The sequence below is a fragment of the Bradyrhizobium australiense genome, from assembly GCF_013114825.1.
Classification (GTDB): Bacteria; Pseudomonadota; Alphaproteobacteria; order Rhizobiales; family Xanthobacteraceae; genus Bradyrhizobium; species Bradyrhizobium australiense.
This window is the reverse complement of the sequence record NZ_JAAVLX010000016.1, coordinates 46,217-69,598: the sequence shown is the minus strand read 5'-3', so window position 1 is coordinate 69,598 and position 23,382 is coordinate 46,217. Positions and strand designations below refer to the sequence as shown.

Below are 23,382 nucleotides of genomic sequence, written 5' to 3'. Positions count from 1 at the left end.
GAATTCGTTTCTGTCGTCTTATCTCTTTGTTGATCCCGTTCTTTTCCATTTGCTCAACCAATATTAAACGCTTTGCATAGAAGCTGGCCCTGTTCCGTAGGCGCGTCGATGTCGCGTGCCGGTGCGTACGAAGGCCAGTTTCATGGATGATTTGTTGCGGGAGTTTTTGACCGAAACCAGCGAGAGCCTGGATACGGTCGACAATCAGTTGGTGCGGTTCGAGCAGGACCCAAGCGACGCGAAGATCCTCGATAACATTTTCCGCCTGGTCCACACCATCAAGGGCACCTGCGGCTTCCTGGGACTGCCGCGGCTCGAGGCGCTCGCCCATGCCGGCGAGACCCTGATGGGCAAGTTCCGCGACGGCATGCCGGTCAAGGCCGAAGCCGTGACGCTGATCTTGAGCAGCATCGATCGCATCAAGGAAATCCTTGCTGGCCTTGAAGCCACCGAGACCGAGCCCGAAGGCACCGACGAAGACTTAATCGAGAAGCTGCATGCGATGGCCGAAGGTGGCAGCCATGCGGCGGAAGCGCACCCTGAACCCGCGCCTGCGCCGGTCGTAGCCGCACCGCCGGTAAAGCCCCAGGTCACTTCGGGCACGCTGGTCGAGCAGGTGCTGGAACGCCCGTTGCGCCCGGGCGAAGTCTCGCTCGACGACCTCGAGCGCGCGTTCCGCGAGACCGCGACCGAAATAGCCCCGGCGCCGAAGCCCGCTGCTAAACAGGCTGCCGCTGAACCCGAGGCTGCGCCGGCGGCAAAGGAAGTAAAGGCCAAACCCGCCCGGAAGCCGGTTGCCATGGATGCTGACGGCGAGGTCGCCGACAAGATCGCCAACCAGTCGATCCGCGTCAACGTCGACACCCTCGAGCACCTGATGACCATGGTCTCCGAGCTGGTGTTGACCCGCAACCAGCTTTTGGAAATCTCCCGCCGCAACGAGGACACCGAGTTCAAGGTGCCGCTGCAGCGGCTCTCCAACGTCACCGCCGAGCTGCAGGAAGGCGTGATGAAGACGCGGATGCAGCCGATCGGCAATGCCTGGCAGAAGCTGCCGCGCATCGTGCGCGACCTAAGCGGCGAACTCGGCAAGCAGATCGAACTGGAGATGCACGGCGCCGATACCGAGCTCGACCGCCAGGTGCTCGATTTGATCAAGGATCCCTTGACCCACATGGTGCGCAACTCCGCCGACCACGGCCTGGAGACCCCGGCCGAGCGGCTCGCCGCCGGCAAGGGCGAGCAGGGCACCATCAGATTGTCGGCCTATCATGAGGGCGGCCACATCATCATCTGCATTGCGGATAATGGCCGCGGCCTCAACACCGAGCGGATCAAGGCCAAAGCGCTGCAGAACGGTCTCGTCACCGAGGCCGAACTGGAGAAGATGACCGAAGCCCAAATCCACAAGTTCATCTTCGCGCCGGGCTTCTCCACCGCTGCCACCGTCACCTCGGTCTCCGGCCGCGGCGTCGGCATGGACGTGGTGCGCACCAATATCGACCAGATCGGCGGCACCATCGACATCAAGAGCGTGGCCGGCGAGGGTTCAAGCGTCACCATCAAGATCCCGCTGACCTTGGCGATCGTCTCGGCCCTGATCGTGGAGGCCGCCGGCGACCGCTTTGCGATCCCGCAATTGTCGGTGGTCGAGCTGGTGCGCGCCCGCGCCAACTCCGAACACCGCATCGAGCGCATCAAGGACACCGCGGTGCTGCGGCTGCGCAACAAGCTGCTGCCGCTGATGCATTTAAAGAAGCTGTTGAAGATCGACGACGGCTCCTCCAGCGACCCCGAGAACGGCTTTATCGTGGTCACGCAGGTCGGCAGCCAGACCTTCGGCATCGTGGTCGACGGCGTGTTCCACACCGAAGAAATCGTGGTCAAGCCGATGTCGACCAAACTGCGGCACATCGACATGTTCTCCGGCAACACCATTTTGGGCGATGGCGCCGTCATCATGATCATCGACCCCAACGGCATTGCGAAAGCGCTCGGCGCCTCCGGCGCCTCGGCCCATGAGATGGCCGACGAGGCCTCCGCCGCGCATGCCATGTCCGGCGAACAGCTCACCTCGCTGTTGGTGTTCCGCGCCGGCTCCTCGCAGCCCAAGGCGGTGCCGCTCGGCCTCGTCACCCGCCTGGAAGAAATTGCCACCGACAAGATCGAGCTCTCGAACGGCCGCTACATGGTGCAGTACCGCGACCAGCTAATGCCCTTGGTGCAGATGGCCGGGGTCAACGTCCAGACCACTGGCGCGCAGCCGATCCTGGTGTTTGCCGACGACGGCCGCTCGATGGGGCTCGTGGTCGACGAGATCATCGACATCGTCGAGGAGCGGCTGCACATCGAGGTCGCCGGCCAGCAGGACGGCATTTTGGGGTCGGCCGTAATCAAGGGCCAGGCCACCGAGGTGATCGACGTCGGTCATTTCCTGCCGATGGCGTTTGCCGACTGGTTCTCGCGCAAGGAGATGCGGGCCTCCTCGACGGCGCAATCGGTGCTGTTGGTCGACGACAGTGCCTTCTTCCGCAACATGCTGGCCCCGGTGCTGAAAGCCGCCGGCTACAAGGTGCGGGTCGCCGTCAACGCGCAGGAGGGGCTGTCGGCGCTACGCTCGGGCCACAGCTTCGACGTGGTGCTGACCGACATCGAGATGCCCGACATGAACGGCTTCGAGTTCGCCGAGACGATCCGGGCCGACAACAATCTGAGCACGATGCCGATCATCGCTTTGTCCTCGCTGGTGTCACCGGCGGCGATCGAGCGCGGGCGGCAGGCCGGCTTCCACGACTACGTCGCCAAGTTCGACCGTCCCGGCCTGATCGCGGCGCTGAAGGAACAGACCGCCGAGACCCGACGCGCGGCATAAGGGAAATTAGCTCATGACAACCAAGACCGAGACCATCGAGGGCACTGTGGCCGAATACGTCACCGCCGTGATCGGCGGCCAATTGTTCGGCCTGCCGATCTCGCGGGTGCAGGACGTGTTCATGCCGGAACGGCTGACGCGGGTGCCGCTGTCCTCCGCTGAGATCGCCGGCGTGCTCAATCTGCGCGGCCGCATCGTCACCGTGGTCAACATGCGCGCCCGGCTGGGCTTGCCGAAGAACGACGACGGCAAGCCGCCGATGGCGGTCGGTGTCGACCTGCGCGGCGAGTCCTACGGCCTTCTGATCGATCAGATCGGCGAGGTGCTCCGGCTGCCCGACAATGGCCGCGAGGAAAACCCCGTTAACCTCGATGCCCGCTTCGCCAAGCTCGCCGGCGGCGTGCACCGCCTTGACGGCCAGCTCATGGTCGTCCTCGACGTCGATCGCGTTCTCGAAATCATGCCCGACCTGATGGCGGCATGACAATCCAACCTGGAATGGAACATCCCTCTTGGGAATTAAGTGGAGCCTAAAATGAAAACATGTCTGGTCGTCGATGACTCGAGCGTCATCCGAAAGGTCGCACGACGCATCCTTGAAGGTCTCGACTTTCAGATCGTCGAGGCCGAGGACGGCGAGAAGGCGCTTGAGGTCTGCAAGCGCGCGATGCCTGAGGCAGTTCTGCTCGACTGGAACATGCCGGTCATGGACGGCTACGAATTCCTCGGCAATCTGCGCCGCATGCCCGGCGGCGACGCGCCCAAGGTGGTGTTCTGCACCACCGAAAACGACGTCGCGCACATAGCGCGGGCGCTGCATGCCGGTGCCAACGAATACATCATGAAGCCGTTCGACAAGGACATCGTCACCGCGAAATTCCAGGAAGTCGGCCTGATCTGATCTCTTGGTGATCCCGGCGGCTCAACGGCCTTCGGCGTTGTTTTTGTAAGTGTGCCGTTTGAGTTGGGTCGGGTGAAGTAATGAGTGTTGCGTTAACGAAGTCTCCGCCGCCAATCTCGACAAGGCAAGACAAGCTGCGCGTGATGGTGGTCGACGACTCCGTCGTGATCCGCGGGATGATTTCGCGCTGGATCGGCGCCGAGCCGGACATGGAGGTCTCCGCCTCCCTGCGTACCGGCCTCGACGCGGTCAACCAGATCGAGCGCGTCAAGCCCGATGTTGCCGTGCTCGATATCGAAATGCCGGAGCTCGATGGCATTTCGGCGCTGCCGCAGTTGCTTGCGAAAAAGCGCGACCTCGTCATCATCATGGCGTCGACGCTGACCCGCCGCAATGCCGAGATCAGCTTCAAGGCGCTCTCGCTCGGCGCCGCGGACTATATTCCAAAGCCTGAGAGCACGCGCGAAGCGACCGCTGCCGAGACCTTCCACCACGATCTGATCCAGAAGATTCGCCATCTCGGCGCCAGGGCCCGCCGCCGTGCGTCGCATCTCGCGAGCCCGGCTCTGGCACCAACCTCCGAGCGGGTGCGTGAAGTATCCGTTCATCCGGTTGCGGCACCGGTTGCGCAACTGCCACCGGCGCGCCGGCCCTTCAGCATGCTGGCGCCGCGAGTGCTTCTGATCGGCTCGTCGACCGGCGGCCCGCAGGCGCTGATGGCGCTGGTCGCCGACATCGGCCCGGTGATCGATCGCTTTCCTGTGCTGATCACCCAGCACATGCCGCCAACCTTCACCACGATTCTCGCCGAGCATCTGGCACGTGCGAGCCGCCGGCCGGCGCATGAGGCCGTTGACGGCGAAGTCGTCAAGCCTGGCCGGATCTATCTCGCGCCGGGCGGCCGCCACATGCGCGTCGTGCGTCATGGCGCCGAGTCCGTGATCGCGCTCGATGACGGGCCGCCGGTGAATTTCTGCAAACCTGCGGTAGACCCGCTGTTCAACTCCGCCATCGACGTCTGGCAGGGCGGCATCATGTCGGTGATTCTGACCGGCATGGGCTCCGACGGCATGCGCGGCGGCAAAGATATCGTCGCCGCCGGCGGCAGCGTGATTGCCCAGGACGAAGCGACCAGCGTGGTGTGGGGCATGCCAGGCGCGGCCGCCAACGCAGGTATTTGCGCGGCGGTTCTGCCGCTCAATCAGATCGCGCCAAAACTGGTTCGGTTGTTTTCGGGAGATCGTTCGTGACGCCTTCAGATTATGAGTATCTGCGTAAGCTTCTGAAAGAGCGCTCCGGGCTCGATCTTTCGGCCGACAAGCAATATCTGGTCGAAAGCCGGCTGTTGCCGCTGGCGCGCAAGTCCAGCCTGCCGGGCATCTCCGAGCTCGTCGCAAAGATGAAGAGCGGAGCCGAGACGCTGACGGCGGAGGTGGTCGAGGCGATGACCACCAACGAAACGTTTTTCTTCCGCGACAAGATTCCCTTTGATCATCTGCGGGAAACGGTCATTCCGGCGCTGGTACAGGCGCGCGCGGCACGCCGCGCTTTACGCATCTGGTGCGCGGCTTCCTCCACCGGACAGGAACCGTATTCGATCGCGATGTGCCTGAAGGAGGCGGGATCCCTGCTGTCCGGCTGGCGCACCGAGATCGTCGCGACCGACCTGTCGCAGGCGGTGCTCGAAAAGTCGAAGGCCGGGATCTTCAGCCAGTTCGAGGTGCAGCGCGGATTGCCGATCCAGTTGCTGGTGAAGTATTTCACCCAGAACGCTGAGCTCTGGCAGATCAACGCCGAGATCCGCAGCATGGTGCAGCATCGTCAGCTCAACCTGCTGCAGGACTTCTCCCACCTCGGCGTGTTCGACGTCATCTTCTGCCGCAACGTGCTGATCTATTTCGATCAGAACACCAAGGCCAGCATCTTCGAGCGGCTCTCCCGAATGCTGGAGCCCGATGGCGTGCTGGCGCTGGGCGCTGCCGAATCCGTGGTCGGCATCACCAGCACCTTCAAGCCCTATCCGGAGCGGCGCGGACTTTATCGTCCGAACATCGCGCCGGTGATACGGGTGGGGGCGTCGACCCTGGTGCCGCAAACCCTGCGGGCGGTTGCCGCGGCGCGGTAATCTTGTTCGTCGGCCCCTGCCTCGGCATGCTGCCGCACTATAAAATCGCGTGCGGCAGGAAACGCGACGTGTTGCCGGTTATCGGGTTCTCGTCCTCGCGGATCGACAGGCCGCACGGCGTGTGATCGATCAGCCAGCTTCCGAGCACCGGGTATTGGTCGGCGAAGCTCGGCAGGGACGCGAAGGCCTGCCGAATGAATCCTTCCGCGCCATAGGGGCCTTGCTGCTCCATCAGCGTGGTGCCAGCGCTGACGAGCGCGACGTTGGCGCCTTCGCGCGAATAGAGCGGCTTGCGCACGAACGACGTACCGAGCATGGCCGCGTTCGGATCGTCGTCGAAATACGCCGGCAGTAGATTCGGATGGTAGGGATGCATCTCCCACAGCAAGGGTAGAATGCCCTTATTGGACAGGATCGCCTTCCAGGGCGGCTCGATCCAGCGCGTCGGTGCGCTCAACAGCTTCGCGCCGAACGTATCGCGAAACATCCATTCCCAGGGATAGAGCTTGAAGGCGAGTTCGATCGGATTGTCGTCCAGGTCGATGAAGTTGCCATCGTCACGCAACCCGATGCCTTCGACATCGAGCAGGGTAGTCTTCAAGCCGGCCTGGGTCGCGGTGTCCTGCAGGTAGGCGAGCGTGCCGGCGTCCTCGGCATTCGCTGTCATGCCGGCGAAGTGCAGATGCTTCGCGCTGCCGTGTTTCTTCCAGGCGTTTATCAGGCGTTCATGGATTGAGTTGAACTGATCGGCACGCTTCGGGATGATATTCCGCTCCACCGCCTCTTCGAGCCAGGTCCACTGGAACACGGCCGCCTCAAAAATCGAGGTCGGCGTATCCGCGTTGTACTCGAGCAATTTCGCAGGACCGCGGCCGTCGAAGCTGAGGTCGAACCGGCCATAGAGGCTTGGATCACCGCGGCGCCAGCTCTCGGCGAGCAACGGCCAGAAGGCCTCCGGTATCTTCAGCCGGCGCAGATATTTTTCATCCTTGACCGTGCGGCCGACCAGTTCGAGGCACATCGCGTGGAGTTCAGCGGTGGGACCCTCGATCCGGCGCTCGATCTCGTCCAGCGTAAATCCATAATACGCCCGTTCGTCCCAATAGCGTTCGCCATTGACGGTGTGAAAGACGAAGCCTGTACGCTCGGCCGTTAAGCGCCAATCATCGCGTTCGGAACAGGCGATCCGCTGCATGAAGCTCAACCGCCGGAAAAACCAACGGCATGCCCAAACGAGCCGAAGCCGCCGCGCTGCACGTTGTGTGAGCTGGAATTCGAGGAGTAATCGCTGCCGTAATAGCTGCTGCGCGAGGACGATCCGCCACTGGAACCGCCATGGCTGGATGATGACGAGCGCGACGAGCAATTGGTGTTGCTCTGCTGGATAGACGAGGCGGAAACATTCGGCGATTGCTCGCAATTCTGGCTAGGCATCAGCGTGTAGGCGGCGCTGCCGACCGCAAACGTGCCCATCAGCAGCAGCGCAACGTGACTGGAGCGCTTCGCCGGCGGACCGGGACGCGGCGGTGCCGGCACCGAGACCGGTTTGCGCTTGCCGAATTCGTTGTCCGGTTTGTTGGCCATGGTCAGTAAATCATCGAGGCAGCGTTGAGCGCCCCGGCGGCGAGCGAGGACAGTCCGAGCCAGATCGCGGCGGCGAGTTCGCCGGCCGCAATCCGCGTCGACAGCTTCGGCACCGGAACCCTGACCAGGAAATAGACGATGATCTGTACGATCAGCGCGATCGCGGCCCAGATTAGGCAGTCCCAGACATTGGCAGAATGGGCGATGGCGCTGACCAGCGGCAGCACGAAGCCGAGTAGGCTCAATCCCAGCGCGATCGCGGCTGCCGGCTCATTGGCGCGGATCAGATCGAACTCGTTGTGCGCCGTGACGCGGGTGTAGACAAAGAGGTACGCGACCACGGCAACGATCGCCGTGCAGAAGTAGACCAGGAACGCCGGCAGCCCGGCGAGGGATTGCAGGATCATTTTGAATTCGCCCCCGACTCGTACGTTCCGGAAGGTTCGCACGATCTGTCAGTCGGCGCATCCGAATGGCGGGTTCAATCCCAACAAAATCTCTGCCTAGAACCCGCTTCTGATTGAATCAGAACCGGGCTCTAGATTTTTGTTTTGACGCGTTTTCTTGACGCGAACCGGCGTCCACCCATGGATCACGTCCGACGGCATGCTTCGCTCGAAAACGCTACAAACAAAAACCCCGCCATTTCGGGCGGGGTCCAGTCGGGAGGAGTGAGCCTTTTGGCTCCCTGTAAACCCTGATCAGGCGGGGATGCGCTCGTCCGCCTCGTGCGGCTCGCGCAGCACATAGCCGCGGCCCCACACGGTTTCGATAAAGTTGCGGCCTTCGGAGGCGTTCGCCAGCTTCTTGCGCAGCTTGCAGATGAAGACATCGATGATCTTCAGCTCGGGCTCGTCCATGCCGCCATAGAGGTGGTTGAGGAACATTTCCTTGGTCAGCGTGGTTCCCTTGCGGAGCGAGAGCAGCTCCAGCATCTGGTATTCCTTGCCGGTCAGGTGGACGCGTTGACCGCCGACCTCGACTGTCTTGGTATCGAGATTGACCACGAGATCGCCGGTCTGGATGACCGACTGGGCATGACCCTTGGAACGGCGCACGATCGCGTGGATGCGGGCAACCAGTTCGTCCTTGTGGAAGGGCTTGGTCATATAGTCGTCGGCGCCGACGCCGAGACCCTTGACCTTGTCCTCGATGCCGGCGAGGCCGGAAAGGATCAGAATGGGGGTCTTGATCTTCGACACCCGGAGCTGCTTCAGCACGTCGTAGCCGGACATGTCGGGCAGATTAAGGTCGAGAAGGATAATGTCGTAATCGTAAAGCTTACCGAGATCGACGCCTTCTTCTCCGAGGTCCGTCGTGTAGACGTTGAAACTCTCGGATTTAAGCATCAACTCGATCGACTGCGCGACAGCGCTGTCATCTTCAATCAGCAAAACGCGCATGCCAGTCCCCTTTAGTCCGCCGCTCCGGGCGTCAGGTCGGCCGCACTTGCGGCACTCAAAACGCCTTTGAACAACTGATTCGGATCCTGACAGACATATGGTTAACAAAAACTGATTCCGGTTCGCAAGGTCTTTAAGTGCAATTTTTATCGAATCGCCCTAAGATGTTGCGTGAAAGCAGCTTTTCCTTACCGTGCCTACTCATGCTCCAGATTAAGAGACGGGCCTAACCGACTCCCGCGATTCGCCCTCTTCTGACGGGCGAGCGCTCTCAGTCACCAAAGACAGTGACGTAATGATTAACGATGCGGGTAAACACGAGGTTAAGCGTCGCCAGCTAAAGCGCGGAAACTTAAGGTTTTCGCAATGAAGGCGCTCGCAGAACAGATCGGCGATATCGACGGCGTCAATATATATGGCCGTGTCGTGGGCGTGCGCGGCCTGATGGTCGAGATCGCCGGCCCCATTCACGCCATGTCGGTTGGCGCCCGCATCGTGATCGAGACCGGCGGGAATCGCTTCATCCCTGCCGAAGTCATCGGCTTCTCCGGCAGCAACGCCGTCGTGATGCCGTTCGGCGGCCTGGACGGTGTGAGGCGCGGTTGCCGCGCGGTCATCGCCACCGCGGCCAGCCAGGTGCGGCCGTCAGCGGCCTGGCTCGGCCGCGTCATCAACGCCATGGGGGAACCGATCGACGGCAAGGGGCCGCTGGTGCAGGGGCCGTCGCCGATGCCCTACCGCAATTCGCCGCCGCCGGCACATTCGCGCAAGCGCGTAGGCCTCCCGCTCGATCTAGGCGTCCGTGCGCTCAACACGTTCCTGACCTGCTGCCGCGGGCAGCGGCTCGGCATCTTCGCCGGTTCCGGTGTCGGCAAATCGGTGCTGCTGTCGATGCTGGCGCGCAATGTCGATGCCGATATTACTGTTATCGGCCTGATCGGCGAACGTGGCCGCGAGGTGCAGGAATTTCTGCAGGAGGATCTCGGCGACGAGGGTCTTGCGCGCTCGGTCGTGGTGGTGGCGACATCGGATGAACCCGCTTTGATGCGGCGGCAGGCGGCCTATCTGACGCTGGCGATTGCGGAGTATTTCCGCGACGAGGACAAGGACGTTCTGTGTCTGATGGACTCGGTCACGCGCTTTGCGATGGCGCAACGCGAGATCGGGTTGTCGGCCGGCGAGCCGCCGACGGCCAAGGGCTATACGCCGACCGTGTTCACCGAATTGCCGAAACTCCTGGAGCGGGCAGGGCCGGGCACCGGCGCTGGCACCATCACCGGCATTTTCACGGTGCTGGTCGACGGTGACGACCACAACGAGCCGATCGCGGATGCGGTGCGCGGCATTCTGGACGGCCACGTCGTGATGCAACGCTCGATTGCGGAGCGTGGACGATTTCCCGCGATCAATATTCTTAAGTCGGTCTCGCGCACCATGCCGAGATCGGCCAATCCCGACTATCTTTCCGTAATCATGCGAGGCCGGCAGGTGATGGCGACCTATGCCGACATGGAAGAACTGATCCGGCTCGGCGCCTACCGGGCGGGTTCCAGCCCCGAGGTCGACGAGGCGATCCGGTTGCACGAGCCACTTGAAGCCTTCCTGCGCCAAGCCAAGGACGAAAAATCGAGCCTCGATGACGGCTACCGCCAATTGGCGCATATCCTCGGCAATTTGGAAACGGAACGCTAACTTTGTCAGGCCATCATCCCCGGCACATGATTAACGACGCCGGTGGGGCCCTCCGAGGGAGCCGGCTCCGTCCCGCGTTCAGATTGGGACTTCTGGGGAGTATGAGTCGATGAAGTCACGAGAAACGCTGATCCGCCTGAAGAAATTTCAGGTCGACGAGAAGCGCCGAAGGGTTACCCAGATCGAAGGCATGATCGCCGACTTCCAGCGCATGTCGGTCGATCTCGAGCGCGAAATCCAGACTGAACAGGAGCGGGCCGGGATCAACGACCCCTCCCATTTTGCCTATCCGACCTACGCCAAGGCCGCGATCCAGCGCCGGGAAAACCTGACCCGCTCCGCCGATGAACTGCGCATCCAACTCGAGGATGCCAAGAGCCTGTTGAGCGAAGCCTTCGAAGAATTGAAAAAGGTCGAACTGCTCGACGAGCGCGACCAGGCGCGCGAGCGCGCCGAGGAGAGCGCTCGCGAACAGGCCGACATGGATAGTATCGGCTTGATGCGTGCCAGGCTTGGCGTTGCCTGACGCTTCTCACACCCATCGGTTAAAGATCAAAACCCGGGCCGCACCGCCCGGGTTTTTTCTTGGCCAATCTTCCGGAATCGGCGACTTGGTGACCCCTGTGGCGCGAGGTATGCTACGAAACTTGCTTGTCGGCTCCGGCGTAGGACGCGGGGGAGGAGCGGGATTTGGGGGACGCTGAATGCTGACGCCAGCGGAGCTGGTCTGGCTGATTGCCGCGGTGGCGAAGGCGGATGAGGCCGCTTTTGAGCGCCTTTACGCCGCCACGCGGGCGAAACTCTTCGGCGTCGTGCTCCGTATCTTGCGGCGTCAGGACCTTGCAGAGGAGGTCATTCAGGAGACTTACGTCAAGATCTGGAACAGCGCCGGACAGTTCAATCCGGCCTTGTCTTCGCCGATCACATGGATGGCCTCGATCGCGCGCAACCGGGCGATCGACGTGGTGCGCAAGCGGAGCGAAAGCTCGATCGAGGAGGAGCCCGCCGCGATGGAAGTGGCGGCCGATTCACCCGATCCGCTGGCGCGGCGCGAGATGACCGAAGAGTTGAAGCGGTTGCTGGAATGCGTCGGCCGTCTGGAGCCCGATCGGCAGAAGCTCGTGCTGCTCGCCTATTACAACGGCTGGAGCCGCGAACAGCTCGCCGCCAAGTTCGAGACGCCGGTGAATACGGTGAAGACGTGGCTGCGCCGCAGCATGATGGAAATAAGGGAGTGTCTCGGACTAGGGTCCGGATCTTGAACGATGGCCTATAGCGAAGACCATATCGCGCTCGCCGCGGAATATGCGCTCGGCACCCTCGATGCCGACGAGCGCGCGCAGGTCGAGACCATGATGGCCGTCGATACCGAATACAGCGCACTTGTTCATGCCTGGGAATATCGGCTTGGCGTGCTGAACCAGATGGTCGGCTCAGTCGAGCCGCGCCCGGTGGTGTGGGAGAACATCAAGGCCGCGATCGGGCATTCCACGGAAACGCAGGCGCCGCTGGCGCTGCCCACGCAACCTGCACCGTCCCCTGAGCCTCCGGCCGCCGAGGCGGTGGTTGCTCCCGCGGTGGCCGAGGCACCGCCGGTCACCGCGGACAATTCGAACGTCATCCAGTTGTCCAGCCGTGCGAAGCGCTGGCGCAATGTGGCTTCCTTCGCCACCGCGATTGCCGCAGCGCTGGTCGCGATGCTGGCGGTGCAGGTCTATCGGCCGGAGCTATTACCCGAGGCGCTGCGGCCGAAGCCGCGCATCCAGACGGTTGAGGTGAAGACGCCGGCGTCACAGCCTGCATCATCGGCGCAATATGTCGCGCTGCTGCAGCGCGACGGCGGCGCGCCGGCCTTCATCCTGACGGTCGATGCCGCGACGAAAAACTTCACCGTCCGCAAGGTTGGGGCCGACGCCGAGCCAGGCAAGAGTTTTGAGCTCTGGCTGATCTCCGACCGCCTGCCGCAGCCGCGCTCGCTCGGCGTGATCGGCGGCAGCGATTTCACCGCGCGCCCGGTGCTCGCCGATTACGATGCCAGCACAATCAACACTGCGCTCTATGCGGTCACCGTCGAACAAGCCGGCGGCTCGCCGAGCGGCAAGCCGACCTCGGCGCCGATCTTTACCGGCAAGCTGATCGAGACAGTGCCGGCGGCTCGCTAGCGCTCTTGCACTGAAGCTTCCCCTCATGGTGAGGAGGCGCCAACGGGTCCGCGCGCAGCGCGGCCCGATGACAGGCTCCGCGCCGTCTCGAACCATGTGGGCCCCGCCGGTCCCAGCTCAATATCGCTCGTGGCCTCCTTCGAGACGCAGGCTTCGCCTGCTCCTCAGGGATGAGGTGTGTGGGTGTGTCATAAAAAGAAAACGCCCGTGGGGAGCGGGCGTTTTCGCAGTCAACTTGGGGGTAGTTGGGGTCTTAATTATCCACGTGGCGACTTTGGGGGGCTGTAAAGAGCCGCGTGAATTCCGTGAATTCTCCTTTAGCGTACGACTGAGTTGCCTGAGCTGGTGATCACGACCGGCTTGCCGGCCTTCATCACGCGCGTGCTCGCGGTCTGGGTGAGACCTTCATCCGAAGTGTCGCGCGCGGAGATGCTGAACCCGGCGACCACGATACCTGCCACGAGTGCCACAACCACGATCTTGAGATGGGTCGTGCGATCTGCGCTGTAGATCGAGTGGTTCATGGAAGTCTCCTGCCGCCTTCCCGCTTGCGGATTTGTCGGATGCGTCCGCAGGCTGGTTCAACGTCTCGCGTGAGGAAACGTAGGAATCCGGGATCTGGTTCCAAAGAGGCAATCACAAGGCAGTGAAAAGACTTGAACGGCCGCGATCGGAACGTCCGCGGCGATCGCCAGAAATGAACAAATTTTCAGGTTTTACAATTGCTTGCTGGGATGCCAGCGCCGCTGATGTCAAAATGGTGCCGATTCAGCCGCTTTCGACAAACCATTTGCCTGTGGCGAAAATGCTTCGGCATTAAACTGCTGATTTGCCCCTGTTTTCGGCCCGCCTAGACGCTGCCCACCGTCTTCAACCGTGCGCGCGGATGGATTTCGGCCTGCGAGAGCACGGTCGTCTGCGAGCGGAAGCGCTCGACCAGCGAGCGCACGAACGGCCGGATCGCCGCCGACGTGACCAGTACCGGCGCTTCACCCTCGCGCGCGGCCTGCTCGAAGGCATTGCGAACGCTGGTCATGAACTCCGATAGCTTTGAGGGCTGCATGGCGAGGCTGCGCTCTTCGCCCTGACCAACGATCGATTCCGCAAACGCCTGCTCCCACCGCGCAGACAGCGCGATCAGCGGCAAATAGCCGTTGAAGGAAGTGTTCTGGGCGCAGATCTGGCGCGCCAGGCGAGCGCGGACGTGCTCGACCATGGTGGCGGGGTTGCGCGAGAAGGCGAGCGCGTCGGCGATGCCTTCGAGGATGGTGGAGAGGTCGCGGATCGAGATGCGCTCGGCAAGAAGGAGCTGCAGCACGCGCTGGATGCCCGACACCGTGACCTGGCTCGGCACGATGTCCTTGACCAGCTCGCCCTGCTCCTTCGGCAGGTCTTTTAAAAGCTTCTGCACCTCGCCATAGGACAGCAGGTCACTCATGTTGTTCTTGAGCAGCTCGGTAAGGTGCGTCGACAGCACGGTCGCGGCATCGACCACGGTGTAGCCCTTCAGCGAGGCCTCTTCCTTCAGCGCGGCGTCGACCCAGGTCGCCGGCAGACCAAACGTCGGCTCGACGGTGTGGATGCCGGGCACCCCGACCTGGTTGCCGGCGGGATCCATGACCATGAACTGGTTCGGCCAGATCTTGCCGCTGCCGGCGTCGACTTCCTTGATCTTAATGACGTAGGTGTTGGCCTCGAGTTGGACGTTATCGAGGATGCGCACGGCGGGCATCACAAAGCCCATTTCGATGGCGAGCGAACGGCGCAACGCCTTGATCTGCTCGGTCAGGCGGTCGGTGCCGTCAGGGCCGTTGACCAGCGGCAACAGCGCGTAGCCGAGCTCGATCTTGAGGTCGTCGATCTTGAGCGCGTTGGCGATCGGCTCTTCGGCCGCGGCGTTGGCGGCAGCGGCTGCGAGTTCGGGCGCGGCGGCTGCGGCTGCTTCCGCCGCCTTGGTGACGCGGTTGTGGTTTCGCGCTTTCCAGGCCAGCGCCGCGGCACCGCCGCCGAGCGCCAGGAACGGCAGCATCGGGATGCCCGGCAACAGCGCCAGCACCAGCATCACGCCGGCCGACATGCCGAGCGCCTGCGGATATCCTGAAAGCTGCTTCATCAGCGCCTTGTCGGCGGCGCCCGTGATGCCGGCCTTCGAGACGAGCAAGCCCGCCGCGGTGGAGACGATCAGCGCCGGCACCTGTGTGACCAGACCGTCGCCGACGGTGAGCACGGTATAGGTGCGGGCGGCGTCGCCAAAGCTCATGCCTTGCTGCGCCACGCCGATGATGATGCCGCCGACGATGTTGATGAAGACGATCAGCAAGCCCGCAATCGCATCGCCGCGGACGAATTTCGAGGCGCCGTCCATCGCACCGAAGAAGCCGCTTTCGTCTTCCAGCGCCTTGCGCCGCTCCTTGGCGGCCTTCTCGTCGATCAGGCCGGCGGAGAGATCGGCATCGATCGCCATCTGCTTGCCGGGCATCGAATCCAGCTGGAAGCGGGCGGCGACTTCGGCGATGCGGCCCGAACCCTTGGTGATGACGACGAAGTTCACGATCACCAGGATCGCGAACACGATAATTCCGATGACAAAATTACCGCTCATCACGAAATTGCCGAAGGCCTCGATGACGTGGCCGGCCGCCGCCGTGCCCTCATGCCCCCGCGACAGGATCAGGCGCGTGGAGGCCATGTTCAGCGACAGCCTCAGCATGGTCGATATCAGGAGCACGGTCGGAAACGCCGAAAATTCCAGCGGCGCCTGGATGAACAGCGAGGTCATCAGGATCAGGATCGACACCGTGATCGAGATCGCCAGAAACAGGTCGAGCACCAGCGCGGGCAGCGGCAGGATCAGCACCACCAGGATGGTGAGAACGCCGAACGCCAGCGCGAGATCGCCGCGTTTTAGGATATCGCCGATTTCGCTAAGGCGCGGAAACTTGCTGCTTGGGCCTGCGCCGCCCTGACCCGCCGTGACATCGACCATGGTAGCCGCTCCCCCCCGCGATTGACGCCCGCGGGCGCCAAACGTCTTGGCGGCGGCCGAAGGGCCGCCGCTCCGAAAGTGAGGCACCGCACTGGCGTCCACGGGGTTCCTCCCGTTTTACGCGGCCGACGACACTCGACTTCACCCGGCAATTTTTGCCCGGTGTATGGTTAGCAAAGGGTTAACGGCCCGGTCATTCCGGGGCGATGCGCCAGCATCGAACCCGGAATCCCGATCCGCGTGCGCGGTCGTACCCCGCGCAGGCGTACGCCGCGGCCTATCGGTTCAAGCACTGCGGCCTCTGGAATACTGGATCGTCCGCTTCGCGGACGATGACAGCCCAAACTAATTTAGTCAGACCTTCACCTTCCCGCGGCGCATTCCACCCGGGTTTTGCCAAAAACTTTCGCCCCATCAAGAAGAGGGCGCAGGGAATGCCGGGTGCCGGCTAGCACCCGCGGTCTCGTGTGCAAGAGATTGCGAAGATGCGCACACGAGCATACAGGTACAGCCAGAGCATTCCGGCATTCCCTGCGCAGTGGTTTTACGGCTTATGCCGCGCTCTCCCCGGAGACGAATTCCTTTTGCCTCCGTCGCCGGCGAATTGACGACTTTGCGCGCCCGGTTGGGCTCGCAAAACCTCCGCCGACTTGACGCCAGCCACGGGCGCCAGGACCACACGGTTTTGCCGTACGCTTCAGCACCGCTCGTCTGCCGCGCTGCCGACCGCTCACGAGCTTTGGGCTCGCCCTGCCATCGACCTTGCGCAGCGGGTACTGGCGCGTCCACCGCATTCCGAGCCCAACGTCCGTGACGATCGCGATACGCCCCTCTAGCGGGCCGGAACGGGCGAGGTTGTAGAACTGATTTGCGGCAATCGAAAATAGATTTATTTTTGCTGGGAGGACTAGACAGCAAATCACGTTGATTGCGTTGAAGAAATCGTGTGAAAGGATTTGGGTTGTGGGCCGGCGAAATGCGTTTCCGAGTATGCGGTAATTTGGGCAATTGAATTTATCACCTCACAGGATGCGAAGGTCGCAGGGCACGACATTCCATGTCGTCGTGCCTGTCAGGTACCGCCATGCGCAACTTCATCAGGATCGCGCTGCTCGTTTGCTCGGCGGTGGCGGCCGTACCGATCGTGCTGGCCGGAGCGCTCTGGCTGTGGAGTTGGCACGCGGCTGCCGAGGCTGAGCGGTTTTATCGAGATCATCCTCTGCTGGGGCAAATGAGCAGTCTTCAAAAGAGCAGCACAAACGCTTCGCAGGATGCCCGCAAAGCCTGGTTGGATCTGGTGCCGCTCGGGACCGCCAGAGAGGTGGCGATCGCCGCGATCCCCAACGAAGGATTCGAATGTAAGACGATCGTCGAGCCGATCGCAGATAGGCAGCTTCGCCAGCGCTTTCTGAAAGCACGCGGGTTGAAGGACATCGCCAATGATACTCAGGGCGGAAAGAACAGAGTGGATTGTCAGATGACGTCCCCAGCTCTCGTTGGACACGAGCATTGGATCGTGGATTTGCAATTCAACACCGGCGGCCTGAGCGAGGCACGCGTTGCCAAATGGAACATCTTCCTCTAGCGCAATAGCTGCGCAGGATGGGTAGAGCGGAAAGCGAAACCCATCAATCGCGTGCGCGGCGGGATGGTATCGCTTCCGCCTTCGCTCTAGCGAGCTAGAGCGGACAGGGCCGCTCCACCCATCCTACCTGCAAAAAAATCCTGCGTGGGGAAAACTCCACTTATGTCAGCCGAACTGCATTTTCCGAATCGGCAGTCCGTGCTCGCTTTCTCGAAATTTGAGTCTGGTTTGCGGGGCAACGGAGTGAGCCAGTTTTCCTTTATGCTTCTGCTCGTGGTGTCCCTGACGCTCACCGTCTGCGTCGGAGTGGCAGCTTGGCGCATGTCCGACGATCGACTGGACGTTACAGGAAGCACTTCGCCGGCATCTATCCACATGCGTTGAAAATCCACCCTTCAAAAGCGCCGGCGTTTGTAGTCGGCGACGCGCATCCAGAAATGGCCTCCGGTGCAAGGCGCTACCATGATCACTCTTGTCAGCCGAGGCCGAAAAAGTTCCAACAATAAACGCCGCTTTACGCGCGGAACCGTGGTAAGGAACCAAGTGTTTTTTCCGCGACGCACTTAGGTGATTTAGGTAATTGCAACCGCACTTTTCTGACCGCGCTTCGATTTGGAGCATCGGACATGAGCACATTTCTCAAGGTCGGTGCCTGGATTGCGGGCGCAGTTCTCGGTGTTTTTGTTTGGAATGTGTTTCCCGACTTCCGACCGATCGTGACCTGGGTTTTGGCCGCCGCATTCGTCTGCCACGTGTTGTCCATCATCGTTGAAGCGACAGTTAAGCGGCTAATAGGGGACGAACTCCTGGAAGTTCGACGTCAGTGCACCGCCGCCTCTGCCCGTCTTGACGTCCTGGACCGTAAAGTTACTGCGATTCTGAGAGATGCGCTTGAACAGCGCCGGCTCCGCTGACGGAGGCGAAGGCCACGCGACCGCGCGCCGGCCGGCTAGTCTCCCCACGGCCTTACCGGCACCGCTTAGGATCGCAGTGCGATGAACCCGTTTGCCGCGACGGAGGCAAAAGGACTTCGTCATGTCCGCAACGGTCAACGCTTTAGCGGCAAGCTCCTGAATGGGATCGATGCCTCCATTTGCTGACCTGGATCGACGGTCCCGAGCTGGGCCTCACATTCGCGGAAGAGGTCGAGGCGGAAAAACGCGCGGCCGCGCAGCGCGTCGCTAATGCCTACGCGCGCGCATGCGCCCAATGCGTTGTGTTCATCTGCCACGCGCGGGCCACTCCTTCTACGGGCTGATCGATGGCCGCGAGCGAACGCAACGCTGCGCCACCGACTCGCAATGCCGCTCTCAAATAGAACTGCGACACGGCCATCCCCTTAAAGCCGAAGGGCCCCAACTCCTGACGGAGCTGAGGCCCTTGCTGCAGCAGATACAGCCCGACACCCACACCGAGCTGATGCGGGGATGCTGCGCGTAGCCTTCGGGCGCGGCTATTACAAATGTTAGCCGTGCGTTAGCGCAGTAGGCATGTAGGATAGGTGGAGCGACTTGTCCGCCGTAGCTCCCTAGAGCGAAGGCGGAAGCGATACCCATCGGCCTTCTTGGATGGAGATCGCTCCACCCATCCTACGCACTGTCATCGCAATACGAACCCGCACGAGCTGCGCGGCTCAATCGCAGTAGCTCCACCTGCCATAGCCGTCGTCGCATCGCACCCGCGCGCGGTAGGGCACGGGCAGAGGCGGCCTCGGCGCATACTCCGCCGCATAGTCGCGTTCCTGCGCGTAATAGCGTTCCCGAGCGTAGTAACGCTCGGGATAGGCGGGCGCGCGTTCGACATAGACCGGCTGCGCGGCGTAGGGCGGTTCGTACTCGCCGTAGACCGATGCGGGTGCACGGTATGGATAGCCCGGCGTTCCATAAGAGGGCTGCCGATATCCGTAACCGGGTTCCGCGTACGGCCGATGAGCCGGGCCCGGACGTACATAGACATCAGCGGAAGGCGCGTAGATTCCACCCGGTGCCACATAGACGTCGCTGGCCGCGGCGGTCGCAGCGGACAGGACAACAAAGGCCAGCGTGAGCGATGATCGGTACATGTGTGAACCCTCCTACAACGCAAAGCCGCGCCAGCCAGCATGATTAATTTTCGCTAAACAATTCGCCGGGCGCAATGACATTCTGCGCGAAGAAGTGTGCCATTTCTGGACTGTGCAACGTGCGCATCGCATCGCAAGTCGAGGAACTGCGCTGCGCCCCATCGTAGGATGGGTAGAGCGAAGCGAACCATCACACTTATTGAATCGAACGTAGATGATGGGTATCGCTGCGCTCCACCCATCCTGCGAAATGATTGATTTCGTCGCGCGGTCCTCACGGATTCCATCCGCCGCTGCCGTACGGGCGGGTGATGATTTCGAGCAGGTGACCATTGATATCCTCGAAGTAGACGCCGCGTCCGCCGTCGTGGTGATTGATCTCGCCCGGCTGCTTGCGCCCGGGATCGGCCCAGTAGGCGAGCTTGCGATCCCGAATCCGACCGAGAATCTCGTCGAATTCGTCCTCGCCAACCAGGAAGGCGTAATGCTGCGGCGAGATCTCGCCGTCAGTGTCCATGTAATCGAGATTGGCCCCGTTATCGGTGATGACGACCTCAAATGGTCCCCAATGCCTTGGCGCAGGAAGGTTCAGCATCTCAGCCAGAAACCTTGCCGAGGCCTTGCTGTCGCGCGCCGACAGGATCGTATGGTTGAAATGGATCGGCATGTCACTTCTCCCTTGAGATTGTCCCGCTCCGTCGATCGTTTGCTCGCCACTTGCCTGCAGGTTCCACTTTCTTGCCCAATGGCTGCAACGCTGAAACAGTGCAACTTCGGTTGAGTTCCATTTTCAGAAATGCATTCAAATGACTTTGGCTGGTGGGCAGCACGTGGACTTACGCTTTCGCCCCGAGTCGTCGCTTCCTGGCGCAAACGCTTCGCGTTTTGCCGCAGGCAACGACGGCTGAAAACCCATCCGAAGGATCGCCGCCATGAACGACCTGAACATCCGAACGATGCGGCCGGACGAAATCTCGCTGGCGGTGAATTGGGCCGCGGCCGAGGGGTGGAATCCGGGCCTTGCCGACGACGCCTGCTTTGCGTCTGTCGATTCGGAAGGCTTTTTCATCGGCGAGATCGATGGCGCGCCGGTCGCGACCGTCTCCTGCGTCAATTACGACGCGCGCTTTGCCTTTCTCGGCTTCTACATCGTGCGCGCGGATTTGCGCGGCAGAAGTTTTGGACTGCGGATCTGGAATGCGGCCATCGCGCATGCCGGCTCGCGCGTGATCGGGCTCGATGGCGTGGTGGCGCAGCAGGACAATTACAGGAAGTCTGGCTTTCAGCTTGCTTACGCTAATGTCCGCTATGGCGGCATGGTCGCGGCATCGAGTGCGCCGCAGGCCGGGGTGATTGATCTGCGCGAGGTCCCGTTGGCCGATGTGCAGGCGGATGACGCGACGGTATTTCCGGCACCGCGGCCGGCCTTCTTGCGCGCCTGGATCGCCGCGCCCGGACATGCCGGGTGCGCGGTCGTACGCGACGGCCGGCTTGCGGGGTGGGGTGTGATCCGGCCGTGCCGGAAGGGTTTTAAGATCGGACCGCTGGTGGCCGACGATCGCGCCACTGCCGAAGCGGTGTTGTCGGCCTTGCTTGCGAAAGCGGGCGGCGGCGAGATTTTTCTGGACGTGCCTGGGATCAACCGCGAGGCGGTCGCGCTTGCAGAAGATTTGGGGCTCGCGCCGGTGTTCGAGACGGCGCGCATGTATACCGGCGCGATTCCGCCGCTGCGGCTGGAGCGGGTGTTCGGCGTCACGACATTTGAGTTAGGGTAGTATGGGATTGGGCGTTCGCACTGACCCCGTCATTGCGAGGAGCAAAGCGACGAAGCAATCCATATCTCCGCAAGGGGCGGCATGGTTGCTTCGCTTCGCTCGCAATGAAGGTGGAAACATCACGCGGACGCTACGCCTCGCTCGCCCGCTCGTCCCGCGCTATCCGCCTGGACGCAACAAAGATCTCCCAGCTCACCAAGAAGATTGCCGCGATCAGCGGGCCGATGACAAAACCGTTGAGGCCGAAGACTTCGATGCCGCCGAGCGTCGAGATCAGCACGACGTAGTCCGGCAGCTTGGTGTCCTTGCCGACCAGGAACGGCCGCAGCACATTGTCGACGAGGCCAATGACGAGCACGCCATAAGCGATCAGGGCGAGGCCCTGCCAGATGGCGCCGGTAGCGAGAAAGTAGATCGCGACGGGGAGCCAGACGAGCCCGGCGCCGATCGCCGGCACCAGCGACAGGAACGCCATCAGCACGGCCCACAGCAGGGCTGCGTGAACGCCGAGGAACCAGAAGGCGATGCCGCCGAGGGCGCCTTGCGCCAGCGCCACCAAGATCCCGCCCTTGACGGTGGCGCGAACGACATCGGCGAACCGGCTGAACAGCGCCGACTTCTGATCGGCGCGCAGCGGCACCGCCTGCTTGATCGCATCCGCCAGCGCCCGGCCGTCGCGCATCAGGAAAAACAGGAGGTACAGCATGATGCCGAGGCTGATGACGAATTCGAACGTGTTCATGCCGATGCTGAGCGCCTGCGGCGCCAGGATCTGGCCGCCCTTCATCAGGCCGGACGACAAGGTGTCGCGGAGCCCCGAAAGATTTGTCAGGTTCAACCGCTCCAGCCAGCCGACGGCCCACGCCGGCAGCGCATCGAAGATGCGCTGGATGTAGGCCGCAAGATCATATTCGCCCGACTGGATTTTACTGAACAGGCTGGTGGCTTCCCGGACCAGCGAGGCCGCGACGATCGCGAGCGGCAGGATCACCATGGCGATGATGAGCAGAACGGTCAGCAGCGCCGCGAGGTTTTTCCGGCCGGGCATCGATGCCAGCAGCGCGCGGTTGACCGGCGCGAAGATGACGGCGACGATGATCGCCCACAGTACGGCGCCGTAGAACGGCTGCAGAACCCAGCCGAAAGCGAGCGTAACGGCAAGCAGCAGGAGCAGGAACGTCTGTTCGTCAATCCTTCGCACGGACGTCTCGTTCGGTTGCTTTTGTGTAGGATGGGTAGAGCGAAAGCGAAACCCATCGCCATTGTGAACGGAGTTGATGGGTTTCGCTACCGCTCTACCCATCCTACGCCCACGCCCGGCCGGTGTTTACCGGCTCTTCTGTATCTTCGTCACCGTATATCCGGAAGAGCCGTTCTCTGCTTCGAACTCGACCTTGTCGCCGACCTTGACCTGTTTGAGAACCGCGGGGTCGTTGACGCGGAACACCATGGTCATGCCCTGGTCCATGCCGAGGTTCTTGATCGGGCCGTGCTTGAGGGTGATCTTGCCGGCGGTCTCGTCGATCTTCTTGACTTCGCCCTGAACGGCGTCGCCCTGCGCGTGGGCGGGAAGCGACAGAATTGCCGCGAACATCGCGGCTGCAACCGCATGCGTGAATTTCGTCATGGTGTTCTCCTCAACGCTCGATCCCGGTTCTGCGGAGCAGCGTTGCCGGACGATGCTTCGCATCGCCTAGGCTGCACCGCGTCCGGGACACGCCTGTGACCTTGTCTCACTTCACCGTCACCTTGCCGATCATCCCGTAGTCGCGATGGTCGGGGATCAGGCACGAATATTCGAAGCTTCCCGGTTTGCTGAACTTCCAGATGATCTCGGCTGATTTCTTCGGCTTAAGCCGCACGCCATTGGGATCGTCGTGCTCCATATGCGGGTTCTTCTTCATGGATTCCGCGTGCTTGAGGTTTTCCTCCGTGGTGGCGAGCAGGAACTCGTGGTCCTCCTTGCCGACATTGCGGATCACGAAACGGATCTGCTCGCCGCGCTTCACCTCGATGCGCGAGGGCGTGTACGCCATCTCGCTCATTTCAACTTCGATCGTGCGCGAAGGTTTCTTGGGATTGCCGGGCTCGCCGGCCGAATAGCTTTCGTGGGCGTGCTTGTCGTGGCTATTCGCAGGCCATGGCAGCGTGACGAGGGCGGCCAGCCCGACGCCTGCGATCATCATCCTCTTCATCTTGTCTTTCTCTTGTTGCTGGTTTGAACGCTTCGCGAGG

The 23,382-nt window shown here is 62.1% G+C and carries 23 protein-coding genes; 12 read left to right on the top strand and 11 right to left on the bottom strand.

Annotation, left to right across the window (positions count from 1 at the left end; all coding sequences use genetic code 11):
• The first annotated feature begins 142 nt into the window (after positions 1-142).
• From HCN58_RS33495 to HCN58_RS33475, 5 genes are all read left to right on the top strand, one after another.
• The gene (locus HCN58_RS33495; protein ID WP_171583615.1) at positions 143-2,872 is read left to right on the top strand and encodes a hybrid sensor histidine kinase/response regulator; all 2,730 of its coding nucleotides are present in this window, start codon (positions 143-145) and stop codon (positions 2,870-2,872) included.
• A gap of 13 nt (positions 2,873-2,885) precedes the next feature.
• Entirely contained in the window at positions 2,886-3,356 is a 471-nt protein-coding gene (locus HCN58_RS33490) for a chemotaxis protein CheW (protein WP_171583614.1), read from the top strand.
• Between the two features lie 51 nt (positions 3,357-3,407).
• A complete protein-coding gene (locus HCN58_RS33485; RefSeq protein WP_028347253.1) occupies positions 3,408-3,773 on the top strand; it encodes a response regulator in 366 nt (121 codons plus the stop codon).
• 80 nt (positions 3,774-3,853) lie between these two features.
• A complete protein-coding gene (locus HCN58_RS33480) occupies positions 3,854-5,023 on the top strand; it encodes a protein-glutamate methylesterase/protein-glutamine glutaminase (protein WP_171583613.1) in 1,170 nt (389 codons plus the stop codon).
• The gene (locus HCN58_RS33475) at positions 5,020-5,898 is read left to right on the top strand and encodes a CheR family methyltransferase (RefSeq protein ID WP_171583612.1); all 879 of its coding nucleotides are present in this window, start codon (positions 5,020-5,022) and stop codon (positions 5,896-5,898) included. The genes HCN58_RS33480 and HCN58_RS33475 overlap by 4 nt, the downstream gene beginning before the upstream one ends.
• A 37-nt stretch (positions 5,899-5,935) precedes the next feature.
• Here the strand turns inward: HCN58_RS33475 and HCN58_RS33470 are convergent, their stop codons facing one another.
• The 4 genes from HCN58_RS33470 to ctrA all read right to left on the bottom strand — a co-directional run bounded on the left by HCN58_RS33470 (position 5,936) and on the right by ctrA (position 8,885).
• The gene (locus tag HCN58_RS33470; protein WP_171583611.1) at positions 5,936-7,093 is read right to left on the bottom strand and encodes a glutathionylspermidine synthase family protein; all 1,158 of its coding nucleotides are present in this window, start codon (positions 7,091-7,093) and stop codon (positions 5,936-5,938) included.
• 5 nt (positions 7,094-7,098) lie between these two features.
• Entirely contained in the window at positions 7,099-7,482 is a 384-nt protein-coding gene (locus HCN58_RS33465; protein ID WP_171583610.1) for a hypothetical protein, read from the bottom strand.
• A 2-nt stretch (positions 7,483-7,484) separates the two neighbouring features.
• Positions 7,485-7,889 (bottom strand): DUF350 domain-containing protein, encoded by a 405-nt coding sequence (locus HCN58_RS33460; protein ID WP_171583609.1) that lies wholly within the window; start codon positions 7,887-7,889, stop codon positions 7,485-7,487.
• 294 nt (positions 7,890-8,183) lie between these two features.
• Positions 8,184-8,885 carry a response regulator transcription factor CtrA gene (gene ctrA, locus HCN58_RS33455; RefSeq protein ID WP_016848562.1) on the bottom strand — a complete coding sequence of 234 codons (702 nt, stop codon included), beginning with the start codon at positions 8,883-8,885 and terminating at the stop codon, positions 8,184-8,186.
• A 366-nt stretch (positions 8,886-9,251) separates the two neighbouring features.
• Here ctrA and fliI point away from each other — a divergent pair, with 366 nt between their 5' ends.
• The 4 genes from fliI (at position 9,252) to HCN58_RS33435 (ending at position 12,739) form a co-directional block, all read left to right on the top strand.
• A complete protein-coding gene (gene fliI / locus HCN58_RS33450; protein ID WP_171583608.1) occupies positions 9,252-10,577 on the top strand; it encodes a flagellar protein export ATPase FliI in 1,326 nt (441 codons plus the stop codon).
• A 109-nt stretch (positions 10,578-10,686) separates the two neighbouring features.
• Complete coding sequence (fliJ, locus tag HCN58_RS33445) at positions 10,687-11,103, top strand: flagellar export protein FliJ (protein WP_057842912.1); 417 nt, start codon at positions 10,687-10,689, stop codon at positions 11,101-11,103.
• 178 nt (positions 11,104-11,281) lie between these two features.
• On the top strand, positions 11,282-11,839 hold the full coding sequence (locus HCN58_RS33440) for a sigma-70 family RNA polymerase sigma factor (protein WP_171583607.1): 558 nt from the start codon (positions 11,282-11,284) through the stop codon (positions 11,837-11,839).
• A gap of 3 nt (positions 11,840-11,842) precedes the next feature.
• Complete coding sequence (locus HCN58_RS33435; protein WP_171583606.1) at positions 11,843-12,739, top strand: anti-sigma factor; 897 nt, start codon at positions 11,843-11,845, stop codon at positions 12,737-12,739.
• A gap of 317 nt (positions 12,740-13,056) precedes the next feature.
• Here HCN58_RS33435 and HCN58_RS33430 read toward each other — a convergent pair whose 3' ends face one another.
• Both HCN58_RS33430 and flhA read right to left on the bottom strand, forming a co-directional pair.
• Positions 13,057-13,263 (bottom strand): hypothetical protein, encoded by a 207-nt coding sequence (locus tag HCN58_RS33430; protein WP_171583605.1) that lies wholly within the window; start codon positions 13,261-13,263, stop codon positions 13,057-13,059.
• A gap of 326 nt (positions 13,264-13,589) precedes the next feature.
• Positions 13,590-15,725, bottom strand: coding sequence for a flagellar biosynthesis protein FlhA (gene flhA, locus HCN58_RS33425; RefSeq protein ID WP_171583604.1), 2,136 nt, complete (start codon positions 15,723-15,725; stop codon positions 13,590-13,592).
• 1,084 nt (positions 15,726-16,809) lie between these two features.
• Here flhA and HCN58_RS33420 point away from each other — a divergent pair.
• Positions 16,810-17,310, top strand: a complete 501-nt coding sequence (locus HCN58_RS33420; protein WP_171583603.1) for a hypothetical protein — start codon at positions 16,810-16,812, stop codon at positions 17,308-17,310.
• Positions 17,311-17,936: 626 nt separating this feature from the next.
• Positions 17,937-18,224 carry a hypothetical protein gene (locus HCN58_RS33415; RefSeq protein WP_171583602.1) on the top strand — a complete coding sequence of 96 codons (288 nt, stop codon included), beginning with the start codon at positions 17,937-17,939 and terminating at the stop codon, positions 18,222-18,224.
• Positions 18,225-18,943: 719 nt separating this feature from the next.
• Here HCN58_RS33415 and HCN58_RS33410 read toward each other — a convergent pair.
• Both HCN58_RS33410 and HCN58_RS33405 read right to left on the bottom strand, forming a co-directional pair.
• The gene (locus HCN58_RS33410) at positions 18,944-19,372 is read right to left on the bottom strand and encodes a hypothetical protein (RefSeq protein ID WP_171583601.1); all 429 of its coding nucleotides are present in this window, start codon (positions 19,370-19,372) and stop codon (positions 18,944-18,946) included.
• Positions 19,373-19,646: 274 nt separating this feature from the next.
• Positions 19,647-20,039, bottom strand: a complete 393-nt coding sequence (locus tag HCN58_RS33405; RefSeq protein WP_171583600.1) for a VOC family protein — start codon at positions 20,037-20,039, stop codon at positions 19,647-19,649.
• Positions 20,040-20,304: 265 nt separating this feature from the next.
• Here HCN58_RS33405 and HCN58_RS33400 point away from each other — a divergent pair, with 265 nt between their 5' ends.
• Entirely contained in the window at positions 20,305-21,147 is an 843-nt protein-coding gene (locus HCN58_RS33400) for a GNAT family N-acetyltransferase (RefSeq protein WP_171583599.1), read from the top strand.
• Positions 21,148-21,277: 130 nt separating this feature from the next.
• Here HCN58_RS33400 and HCN58_RS33395 read toward each other — a convergent pair whose 3' ends face one another.
• The 3 genes from HCN58_RS33395 to HCN58_RS33385 all read right to left on the bottom strand — a co-directional run bounded on the left by HCN58_RS33395 (position 21,278) and on the right by HCN58_RS33385 (position 23,342).
• Positions 21,278-22,348, bottom strand: a complete 1,071-nt coding sequence (locus HCN58_RS33395) for an AI-2E family transporter (RefSeq protein WP_171583598.1) — start codon at positions 22,346-22,348, stop codon at positions 21,278-21,280.
• Positions 22,349-22,474: 126 nt separating this feature from the next.
• Positions 22,475-22,741, bottom strand: a complete 267-nt coding sequence (locus tag HCN58_RS33390; RefSeq protein WP_235984118.1) for a copper-binding protein — start codon at positions 22,739-22,741, stop codon at positions 22,475-22,477.
• Between the two features lie 139 nt (positions 22,742-22,880).
• Positions 22,881-23,342 carry a cupredoxin domain-containing protein gene (locus HCN58_RS33385; protein ID WP_171583596.1) on the bottom strand — a complete coding sequence of 154 codons (462 nt, stop codon included), beginning with the start codon at positions 23,340-23,342 and terminating at the stop codon, positions 22,881-22,883.
• Positions 23,343-23,382 lie beyond the last annotated feature (40 nt).